The 7,263-nt window shown below is 63.0% G+C and carries 8 protein-coding genes and 1 tRNA gene; 2 read left to right on the top strand and 7 right to left on the bottom strand.

Translation table 11 applies throughout. The annotated features are described in order from the left end of the window. From QZ609_RS22595 to petA, 6 genes are all read right to left on the bottom strand, one after another. Positions 1 to 76 (bottom strand) — tRNA-Thr (locus tag QZ609_RS22595). A gap of 29 nt (positions 77 to 105) precedes the next feature. Beyond that, positions 106 to 603 carry a ClpXP protease specificity-enhancing factor gene (locus QZ609_RS22600; RefSeq protein ID WP_295499708.1) on the bottom strand — a complete coding sequence of 166 codons (498 nt, stop codon included), beginning with the start codon at positions 601 to 603 and terminating at the stop codon, positions 106 to 108. 72 nt (positions 604 to 675) lie between these two features. Further along, a complete protein-coding gene (locus QZ609_RS22605) occupies positions 676 to 1,287 on the bottom strand; it encodes a glutathione S-transferase N-terminal domain-containing protein (protein ID WP_295499709.1) in 612 nt (203 codons plus the stop codon). 148 nt (positions 1,288 to 1,435) lie between these two features. After that, entirely contained in the window at positions 1,436 to 2,182 is a 747-nt protein-coding gene (locus QZ609_RS22610; RefSeq protein ID WP_295499711.1) for a cytochrome c1, read from the bottom strand. A gap of 38 nt (positions 2,183 to 2,220) precedes the next feature. Then, positions 2,221 to 3,624: a cytochrome bc complex cytochrome b subunit gene (locus QZ609_RS22615; protein WP_295499719.1), complete on the bottom strand. Its 1,404-nt coding sequence runs from the start codon at positions 3,622 to 3,624 to the stop codon at positions 2,221 to 2,223. Continuing rightward, the gene (gene petA, locus QZ609_RS22620) at positions 3,624 to 4,232 is read right to left on the bottom strand and encodes a ubiquinol-cytochrome c reductase iron-sulfur subunit (RefSeq protein WP_295499713.1); all 609 of its coding nucleotides are present in this window, start codon (positions 4,230 to 4,232) and stop codon (positions 3,624 to 3,626) included. The genes QZ609_RS22615 and petA overlap by 1 nt, the downstream gene beginning before the upstream one ends. Positions 4,233 to 4,468: 236 nt before the next feature. On the opposite strand from petA, the gene mscL reads away from it, so the two are divergent. After that, entirely contained in the window at positions 4,469 to 4,900 is a 432-nt protein-coding gene (gene mscL, locus QZ609_RS22625) for a large conductance mechanosensitive channel protein MscL (protein WP_295499715.1), read from the top strand. A gap of 13 nt (positions 4,901 to 4,913) precedes the next feature. Here mscL and QZ609_RS22630 read toward each other — a convergent pair whose 3' ends face one another. After that, a complete protein-coding gene (locus QZ609_RS22630; protein ID WP_295499717.1) occupies positions 4,914 to 5,660 on the bottom strand; it encodes a Nif3-like dinuclear metal center hexameric protein in 747 nt (248 codons plus the stop codon). A 19-nt stretch (positions 5,661 to 5,679) separates the two neighbouring features. Between QZ609_RS22630 and QZ609_RS22635 the strand changes: the two genes are divergently transcribed. Continuing rightward, positions 5,680 to 6,891 carry a Do family serine endopeptidase gene (locus QZ609_RS22635; RefSeq protein WP_295499718.1) on the top strand — a complete coding sequence of 404 codons (1,212 nt, stop codon included), beginning with the start codon at positions 5,680 to 5,682 and terminating at the stop codon, positions 6,889 to 6,891. Positions 6,892 to 7,263: the final 372 nt, after the last annotated feature.

Consider the following 7,263-nt stretch of genomic DNA (forward strand, 5'->3'; position numbering starts at 1 on the left):
TGGTGCCGGCTGCAGGACTCGAACCCGCCACCTGATGATTACAAATCAACTGCTCTACCTGATGAGCTAAGCCGGCAAAGAACCGCGATTCTAGCGCAAGCCGGCTTACTTGACGACCTTCAGCGATGGTTTGCCACCAATGCGCGGCACGTTGGGCGGTGTGGGCTCGTCATCAGCGCCACCGTCCGTCTCGACAGCGACAGGCACCGGCGCCGATTCAGAGTCGATCGCGGCCAGCTTGGGCGGCGGGTTGTTCTCGCGCTCCGTGGCCGCCTGCGTGGTCGGCGTGCTGCGCTCGACCGGGAAGGCCATGCCCTGCCCGTTCTCACGCGCATAGACGGCGAGCACGTTCTCGACCGGCACCTCGATCTTGCGCGACACACCCGAGAAGCGCGCGTGGAAGGTGATCCACTCGTTGCCCATGTCGAGCTGGCTGGTCGCGTCAAAGCTCACGTTCAGCACGATCTCGTCGTTCTTGACGAACTCGCGCGGCACGTTGGTGCTGTTGTCGACGAACACGGCGATGTACGGCGTGAAGCCGTTGTCCGTGCACCATTCATAGATGGCCCGGATCAGATAGGGCTTGGTCGAAGTTTCCGGCATGATGAAATGAGTGACCGTTGGGCGCGGCCGCGCGCGGGTTCAACCCAAACGCGACCGGCAACCCGGCGGCGATCAACGGCGCATCACCTTTTCCGACGGGGTCAGCGCTTCAATATACGCCGGGCGGCTGAAGATACGCTCGGCATATTTCATCAGCGGGGCAGCGTTCTTCGAGACTTCGATGCCGTAGTGGTCCAGGCGCCACAGCAGCGGCGCAATCGCCACGTCCAGCATCGAGAACTCTTCGCCGAGCATGTACTTGTTCTTCAGGAAGATCGGGGCGAGCTGCGTGAGGCGGTCGCGGATGGCGGCGCGCGCCTTCTCGTGCGACTTCTCGGCGGCCTTGCCCTTCTCGTTCTCCAGCACGGCCACGTGCGTGAAGAGCTCCTTCTCAAAGTTGAACAGGAACAGACGGGCGCGAGCACGCTGCACCGGGTCAGCCGGCATCAGCTGCGGGTGCGGGAAGCGCTCGTCGATGTACTCGTTGATGATGTTCGACTCGTACAGGATCAGGTCGCGCTCGACCAGGATGGGCACCTGGCCGTACGGGTTCATCACCGCGATGTCTTCCGGCTTGTTGAAGAGATCGACATCGCGAATCTCGAAATCCATGCCCTTTTCGAACAGGACGAGGCGGCAACGCTGCGAGAACGGGCAAGTGGTGCCCGAGTACAAGACCATCATGGTTGTAGTTCCTTGACGCATGGGCCGGGGGCGGCCCGATGACGGTACAACCGCAGCAATAAACCATCGCCACGGCACAAAAAGCGGAAAGGCAAAGGGCTAGGACCAGTTCTGCACCGGCCTAGCCCTTGCCCGGAAAACACGGATTTTACTTGATGTCCTTCCAGTAGGCCGCATTCAGGCGCCAGGCCAGCACGAAGAACACGCCAATGAACAACAATACCCACACGCCCAGGCGCTTGCGCAGGTTGCCAGCGGGCTCGGCCATCCAGTCCAGATAGGTGACCAGATCCGCCACGGCTTGATCGTATTCGACGGAGTTCAGCTTGCCCGGCGTGACCTGCTCGAAGCCGACCAGCTTGTGCTCCATCTCGCCGCCGTGCTCGGACTTGACCGCTTCATACTTCGGCACGCGCTGCCCCTGCAGTTCCCACAGCACGTGCGGCATGCCGACCTTGTCGAACACCAGGTTGTTCCAGCCGGTCGGACGCGTGTCATCGCGGTAGAACGTGCGCAGATAGGTGTAGAGCCAATCGCTGCCGCGCGCGCGAGCGATCACCGACAGGTCCGGCGGCATGGCGCCAAACCACTTCTTGGCGTCCTCGCGGTCCATGGCGATGTGCATCGTATCGCCAACCTTGTCGGCGCTGAACAGCAGGTTCTGCTTGATCTGCTCTTCGGACAGGCCGATGTCGCGCAGGCGGTTGTAGCGCATCGCGCTGGCACCGTGGCAGTTCAGGCAGTAGTTGACGAACAGCTTGGCGCCGCGCTGCAGCGCGGACGTGTCGCTGGATTGGTTGGGGGCCGGATCGAGCGGCACGCCGCCCTCGTTGGCCATCACAGGCGCGGCAAACACGAGGCCGGCCAAGGCGAAAATCGCAAGCAGCTTTTTCATTCTTGTGTCCCTTCTTGTGTCCTTGTGCTCGGCTCGAATCAGTGCGGCGTGAAGGTGACGCGCTCAGGCACCGGCTTGAACGTCCCGATCTGGCTCCAGATCGGCATCGCGAGGAAGAACGCGAAGTACAGGATGGTGCCGATTTGCGAGACGATCGAACCCGCCGGGCTCGGCGGCTGGATGCCCAGGTAACCGAGCACCGCGAAGGCGATCACGAAGAGGATCAGCAGCGTCTTGTGGAAAGCCGGGCGATAGCGGATCGACTTGACCGGCGACTGGTCCAGCCACGGCATGAAGAAGAAGATCACCACCGAGCCGCCCATCACCACTACGCCCCAGAACTTGGCATCGATGAAGGCAAAGCCCAGCGCCAGGATCACGGCCACACCCACCGCCACGCCCTTGACCTTCATGTTCTTGGAGCGCACGAACAGCAGGCCCAGCATGATGGCCAGGAAGCCCCACAGGATCGGCAGGAAGTCCGACGTGGTCGCGCGCAACATCGAGTAGAACGGCGTGAAGTACCACACCGGCGCGATGTGCGGCGGCGTCTTCAGCGAGTCCGCCGGGATGAAGTTGTTGGCTTCCAGGAAGTAGCCGCCCATTTCCGGCGCGAAGAACACGATCGCGCTGAAGATGAACAGGAACACCGCCACGCCCACGATGTCGTGCACCGAGTAGTACGGGTGGAACGGGATGCCGTCGAGCGGAATACCGCGCGCGTCCTTCTTGGCCTTGATCTCAACGCCGTCCGGGTTGTTCGAGCCCACTTCGTGCAGCGCGATGATGTGCGCCACCACCAGGCCCAGCAGCACCAGCGGCACCGCAATCACGTGGAACGAGAAGAAGCGGTTCAGCGTCGCGTCCGACACCACGTAGTCACCGCGGATCCACAGCGACAGGTCCGGGCCGATCAGCGGGATGGCGGAGAACAGGTTCACGATCACCTGCGCGCCCCAGTACGACATCTGGCCCCACGGCAGCAGATAGCCCATGAAGGCTTCGGCCATCAGGCACAGGAAGATCAGGCAACCGAAGATCCACACCAGCTCGCGCGGCTTGCGGTACGAGCCGTACAGCATGCCGCGGAACATGTGCATGTAGACCACGATGAAGAACGCCGAGGCGCCGGTCGAGTGCATGTAGCGCACCAGCCAGCCCCACGGCACCTCGCGCATGATGAACTCCACGCTCGCATAGGCGACCGGGATGCCGGCGGCGTTGAGCGTGCCGTCCGGCTTGTAGTTCATCACCAGGAAGATGCCGGTGAGGATCTGGATCACCAGCACCAGCAGCGCCAGCGAGCCGAAGAAATACCAGAAGTTGAAATTCTTGGGCGCGTAGTACTCCGACAGGTGCGCCTTCCAGAGTTCGGTCATCGGGAAGCGCGCGTCGATCCAGCCCAGCAGCCCGGTTGTCTCCACCTTCTTCTCGGCCATGATCAAGCCTCTCCTTTCTCGTCTTTACCGATCACCAGCTTCGTGTCGGACAGGAACATGTACGGCGGCACGTCCAGGTTCTGCGGCGCGGGCTTGTTCTTGAACACGCGGCCAGCCAGGTCGAACGTGGAGCCGTGGCACGGGCAGACGAAGCCGGGGTCGCCGGCGAGCTGCACATTGGCGCCAGCGGGGAACGGGCCGGACGGCGAGCAGCCGAGGTGGGAGCAGATGCCGACCACGACCAGCAGGTCCTTGTGTTCGGCGCGGGAGCGGGTTTCGTTCTTGCAGTAATCCGGCGTCTTCATGGTGAAGGGGACGTCGGAGTTGGGGTCGGCGACTTCAGCGTCGGCCTTCTTGAGCGAAGCCAGCATGTCGGGGGTGCGCTTGAGCAGCCAGACGGGCTTGCCACGCCATTCCACGACCTTCATCTGGCCGGGGGCCAGGTCGCTTACGTCCGCCTCGATGGGCGCGCCGGCCGCACGGGCCTTTTCAGATGGTGCGAATGTGCAAACGAAAGGGGCCGCCACTGCAACCCCTCCCACACCGCCAGCCACGGATGTCGCAATCAGCAGATTGCGGCGACCCTTGTCCACGTTTTGCTGGTCACTCATTCAAGACCCCAGGGTGAGAAATCAAGATAGGTTTCGCGTCAACCTTAAATTATACCGGAGCGTACGTGGCCAATGATAGCCGTCGCCGGCCGCACGCCTTGCAGATATAGTGGCGACGCACATCGGTGCCAAACCTGTGCCCGACGCGGGCTGCAAGCATGCGGCTCGTAACAATTCAGGTCAACCGATCGGCAGCTTGACCGTTTGTCTCGAATCAAACAATCCGGAGAAAACCGATGGCACTGATGCAAGACTTCAAGAAATTCGCGATGCGCGGCAATGTGATCGACCTGGCGGTGGGCGTGATCATTGGCGCCGCGTTCGGCAAGATCGTCGATTCGCTGGTCAACGATCTGATCATGCCGCTGATCGCTCGCATCATCGGTAAGCTCGATTTTTCGAACCTGTTCATTGAATTGGCCGAGGCGCCAGCCGGCGTGCCGCATACGCTGGCCGACCTGAAGAAGGCCGGCGTGCCTGTGTTCGCCTACGGCAACTTCATCACGGTCGCCGTCAACTTCCTGATCCTGGCCTTCATCATCTTCCTGATGGTGCGCGCCATCACGCGCATGACCGAGGCCAACCAGCCGCCCGTCACCGCCCCGGCCACGCCGGAAGACATCGTGCTGCTGCGCGAGATCCGAGACAGCCTGAAATCGAAGGCTTGATGCGGTATATGCGTCACACCGGATTCGGAATGTCGATGAAGGTGTGGCGCAGCCCAAAGTGCTCGGCGAGGTGGTTGCCGAGCGCCCGCACGCCGCCCCGCTCGGTGGCGTGATGGCCGGCCCCGATGTAGGCAACACCAGACTCCCGCGCCAGGTGCGTGGTCTGCTCCGAGGCCTCGCCGCTGAGGTATACGTCAACGCCAACAGCCACCGCCGCGTCGAACCAGCCCTGCGCCCCGCCCGTGCACCAGCCGACTGTGCGCACCGGTCGGTCCGCCCCGCCGATCACCAGCGGCACCCGCCCCAGCCGGGACTCCACCGTTGCAGCAAACGCACCAAGGGTCGTCGCCTCGGGCAACTCGCCAACCCAGCCCAGTTCATCCTCGCCAAAGCGCCCCAGCGGCGTGATCCCAAGCAACGCCCCCAACTGCGCGTTGTTGCCGAGCTCCGGGTGCGCGTCCAGCGGCAGATGGTAGGCGAACAGGTTGATGTCATGCGCCAGCAACTGCTTCAGCCGCGCATGCTTCTGGCCAACCACGCGCGCATCTTCGCCCTTCCAGAAGTAGCCATGATGCACGACGATGGCGTCAGCACGGGCCTCGATCGCCGCTTCAATCAACGCCAGGCTGGCCGTCACACCGGTCACGATGTGTGCAACCGATTCCCGCCCCTGCACCTGCAGACCGTTTGGGCAATAGTCCCGAAAACGGGCCGCCTGCAATAGGTCGTTCAAGTACAATTCAAGTTGTTTTCGATCCATTTCGACTGAAATTCACCCTATGTTGCGCCGCTTTTGGCTGTTTTTCGCACAAGCCGTGACGGTTATCCTCGCGCTCTGGTTTGTGATCGCCACCCTCAAGCCCGATTGGCTGCAACGCGGCAAGATAGCGGTGCAGTCCGGCTCGCCCATCGTCGCGCTCAAGGAAGTCGCGCCGCTCGGCCGCGCGGGCACGTCCAGCAACTCCTACGCGGAAGCCGCCCGGGTGGCCATGCCCGCGGTGGTCAACATCTTCAGCAGCAAGAACGCGCCCAAGCGCGGCACCAACCCGCAGGCCAATACGGACCCGTGGTTCCGCTTCTTCTTCGGTGACCGCGCACCCGAGCAGCGCCAGGAACCGACCGCCAGCCTGGGCTCCGGTGTGATCGTCAGTTCGGAAGGTTACATTCTAACGAACCACCATGTGGTCGACGGCGCGGACGAGATCGAAGTCGCCCTCACCGACGGCCGCAAGGCCAACGCCAAGGTGGTCGGCTCCGATCCGGAAACCGACCTGGCGGTGCTCAAGATCAACCTGACCAACCTGCCCGCGATCACGCTCGGCCGGCTGGAAAATGTGCGCGTGGGCGACGTGGTGCTCGCCATCGGCAACCCGTTCGGCGTCGGCCAGACGGTGACGATGGGCATCGTCTCGGCGCTGGGCCGCAGCCACCTCGGCATCAACACCTTCGAGAACTTCATCCAGACCGATGCGGCCATCAACCCTGGCAACTCGGGCGGTGCGCTGGTGGATGCCGAGGGCAATCTGCTTGGCATCAATACCGCCATCTATTCGCGCTCGGGTGGCTCGCTGGGCATCGGCTTCGCGATTCCGGTGTCGCTGGCAAAGCAGGTGATGGAATCGATCATCTCGACCGGCAGCGTGGTGCGCGGCTGGATCGGCGTCGAACCGCAGGACGTGACGCCGGAAATCGCCGAATCGTTCGGCCTGTCACGCAAGGACGGCGCGCTGATCGCCGCCGTGGTCCAGGGCGGCCCAGCGGACCGTGCGGGCCTGCATCCGGGGGACATTCTCACCAGCGTCAACGGCGAGACGATTCTCGATACGACGGCACTGCTCAACAGCATTGCCCAGCTCAAGCCGGGCGCAGAGGCAAAGGTGACGGTCTCGCGCAAAGGCAAGCCGGTCGACCTGACTGTCATGGTGGGCAAGCGTCCGCCGCCAGCCCGGCGCAACGTTCCGATGCCGGCGCCGGAAGAAGATCTGCAGTAAGCGCGCGGCGAAGCTTTCCACGCCAAAGACAGCGGCCTGCGGGTCGCTGTTTTCTTTTGAGGGCACGGCTCTCCCACCCATGCAGACTGTGCCAACACGCGCCGCGAGTCATATCCATCGCTCACTGCCGCTCACGAGAAAGGGACTGGGAGCAGAAGAAGCCCCACCGCACCCATCAGCGACAAGCCCGAGGCAAGGCCAAGAGGCAACAAGCAACATCGCGCGCATCGCTCGTGAACGCGCCCGCCGGACATGATCGTGCCAAGTCCGCCCCTTGGCCCAAGCTCGCTGGTCCGCTCCCAGCCAGAACTGAACCGCCTCCCTAGCCAGCGCAATCCAAAGCCCAAAGAAAAACGCCGATCCCTTTCGGGA

The organism is uncultured Ralstonia sp. (assembly GCA_913056305.1).
GTDB lineage: Bacteria > Pseudomonadota > Gammaproteobacteria > Burkholderiales > Burkholderiaceae > Ralstonia.

Coding starts and splice junctions, on each gene's coding strand:
- QZ609_RS22600 (WP_295499708.1), bottom strand. CDS start 603: ATGCCGGAAACTTCGACCAAGCCCTATCTGATCCGGGCCATCTATGAA.
- QZ609_RS22605 (WP_295499709.1), bottom strand. CDS start 1,287: ATGATGGTCTTGTACTCGGGCACCACTTGCCCGTTCTCGCAGCGTTGC.
- QZ609_RS22610 (WP_295499711.1), bottom strand. CDS start 2,182: ATGAAAAAGCTGCTTGCGATTTTCGCCTTGGCCGGCCTCGTGTTTGCC.
- petA (WP_295499713.1), bottom strand. CDS start 4,232: ATGAGTGACCAGCAAAACGTGGACAAGGGTCGCCGCAATCTGCTGATT.
- mscL (WP_295499715.1), top strand. CDS start 4,469: ATGGCACTGATGCAAGACTTCAAGAAATTCGCGATGCGCGGCAATGTG.
- QZ609_RS22630 (WP_295499717.1), bottom strand. CDS start 5,660: ATGGATCGAAAACAACTTGAATTGTACTTGAACGACCTATTGCAGGCG.
- QZ609_RS22635 (WP_295499718.1), top strand. CDS start 5,680: ATGTTGCGCCGCTTTTGGCTGTTTTTCGCACAAGCCGTGACGGTTATC.